Origin of the sequence: Microbacterium sp. Leaf351 (assembly GCF_001423825.1) — a bacterium.
Taxonomy (GTDB): domain Bacteria; phylum Actinomycetota; class Actinomycetes; order Actinomycetales; family Microbacteriaceae; genus Microbacterium; species Microbacterium ginsengisoli.
Genome location: NZ_LMPK01000007.1, coordinates 6565 through 8929, shown reverse-complemented (window position 1 = coordinate 8929; position 2365 = coordinate 6565). Strand labels below are relative to the sequence as shown.

The window sequence follows — 2365 nt, the reverse complement described above, 5'->3', positions numbered from 1 at the left end:
GATCGCCACCAACTCGCCGCGCTACGGCAACACGCACCTGCCCGACCTGACCGCGGCCACCCCCGTCTTCCGCGACGGTCGCATCGTGGCTTACGTCGCCTCGATCTGCCATCTCTCCGACATCGGCGGCACCTCCGAGGGCGCGTTCGCGCAGGATGCGTTCGAAGAGGGCTTCTGCCTGCCGCCCGTGAAGCTTGTGGAAGCGGGCGTGCCGAACGCCCTCGTGCGCCGCATCCTCGCCGCGAACGTGCGGGTTCCCGCGCAGGTGCTCGGCGACGTCGACGCGCTCATCGCTGCGAACGCGCTGGGCGAGCGCCGCGTGACGGCGCTGCTCGACAGCGACGCGGGGCTCGATCTCGACGAGGCCGCGGCCCACATCTGCGACGCCACCGAGCGCGCGGTGCGGGCCTCGATCGCCGAGATCCCCGACGGCCACTACGCGGCCTCGATCGATCTCGACGGCTTCGAGGAGCCGAAGACGATCGTGGTCTCGGTCGAGGTGCACGGCGATTCGATGACCGTCGACTACGAGGGCACCTCGCGCCAGTCGACGTTCGGCATCAACTCCGCCTCGCCGACCTTCGGCTACACCCGGTACGGGCTCGCGTGCCTGCTGGCACCCGAGCTGCCGAACAACGAGGGCGCCCTGCGCCCCATCGCGATCCGCGTGCCGGAAGGGTCGCTGCTGAACCCGCGAACGAACGCGGCGGTGAGCGCCAACTTCCCCGCGCACGCCATCCCCTCGGTGCTCTCCCGCGCGCTCGCCGACGTGCTGCCCGACCGGGTCTCGGCGGCCGCCGGCACGCCCTTCTGGGTGGTCGGCATCCGCGGCGAGAAGGAGACCGGTCCGTTCGCCTCGCTGCTGTGCTTCAACGGCGGTCAGGGCGCCGCGCGCGGCCAGGCCGGCTACGCGACGCTGTCGACGCCGAGCAACGTGTCGAACACGCCCGTCGAGATCGTCGAGAGCCAGGCTCCCGTGCTCGTCGAGTCGAAGTCGATCGTGCGCGGCTCGGGCGGCGAGGGCGCGTGGCGCGGCGGCGACGGCCAGGAGGTCGCGCTCGTGTCTCGGCACGACGCCCCGCTCGACGTGATCTTCCTCACGGAGCGCATCGAGCACGCCGCGCCGGGTCTCGCCGGCGGCGGCGACGGCGCCCCGGGAGTGCTGCGGGTCGACGGCAGCGATGTCGCCGAACCCAAGGGGCGCATCCGCTGGGCGCCGGGATCCCGCATCCTCATGCGCACTCCGGGCGGCGGCGGATACGGCGCCCGATGACAGACCTGCTGACGACGACGGACGAAGGAACACACATGACTGACGCACACGACACGACCACGATCGCCTGGGCGGAGCCGGGATCCACCGTGCTCGCTCCCAAGGGGCGCCTCGCGCTGGCCCTCCGCAAGGGGCAGACTCTCACGATCACCGACCTCGAGGGGCAGCAGGTCATGGACTTCATCGCCTCGATGGTCTCCGACCCCGACGAGCGCCTGTCGGCGATGTTCACGCGCGTGAGCTCGGGCAAGTGGGACCTCAACGAGGGGTACACGATCTACTCCGACCGCTGCCGCCCGATGTTCCGCGTAGTGCGCGACGACAACGGCATCCACAACATGACCGGCGGCTACTGCTCGAAGTACTCGAACTCGATCCGCTACGGGGTCGAGGAGACCTGGGGATGCCTCGACAACCTCGTCGGCGACTGGCGCGAGCTGGGTCTGGACGAGACGAAGATCAACCCCGACCAGTGCATCTCGCTCTTCATGAACATCATCCATCACGCCGACGGACGCATGGAGATCGTCGAGCCGACGACGAAGGCCGGCGACTGCATCGTGCTCGAAGCGCTCGACGACCTCTACGTGGGTCTGTCGAACTGCCCGGAGGAGCACAACCCGTGCAACGCGTTCCACGTGACGCCGATGCAGGTGACGGTGGCCTGACGCGCCGCACGCCGATGGGGCGGGCCGTGCCGGGTGACCGGCGCGCCCGCCCCATCCGCGTCAGAGCGCGGGCGTGCGCGGCGGCGCCACGCGCCGCGGCCGGATCGCCTCGAACGCGGCGGCGAGGCGCAGCATCCGCTCGTCGTCGTAGGCGCGGCCGGCGAACGTGAGTCCGACGGGCATGCGGATGTCGGCGAGCAGCCCCATCGGCACGGTGACGGTCGGGATGCCGAGGTGCCGGATCGCCAGGTTGCCGTTCGCGACCCAGACGCCGTTGGCCCAGCCGGCGTCGGCCGAGGCGGGGTTCACGTCCATGTCGGCGCGTGCGATGTCGGCGACGGCGGGGAAGGCGAGCACGTCGAGGCCCTGGGCGTCCATCCACTGCTCGAGGTCGATGCGTCGGGTCTCCTCGAGTCCGCGCAGG

The 2365-nt window shown here is 71.0% G+C and carries 2 protein-coding genes and 1 pseudogene; 2 read left to right on the top strand and 1 reads right to left on the bottom strand.

All coding sequences use genetic code 11. The annotated features are described in order from the left end of the window. Positions 1-1273 (top strand): hydantoinase B/oxoprolinase family protein (locus ASG00_RS02570; protein WP_162238327.1); only part of this gene is annotated, 1273 nt, incomplete at its 5' end. 35 nt (positions 1274-1308) lie between these two features. Beyond that, positions 1309-1941 (top strand): DUF1989 domain-containing protein, encoded by a 633-nt coding sequence (locus ASG00_RS02565; protein WP_056206624.1) that lies wholly within the window; start codon positions 1309-1311, stop codon positions 1939-1941. Between the two features lie 60 nt (positions 1942-2001). Here ASG00_RS02565 and ASG00_RS16555 read toward each other — a convergent pair. Further along, a pseudogene (locus ASG00_RS16555) lies at positions 2002-2365 on the bottom strand (amidase family protein); the annotation flags it as partial.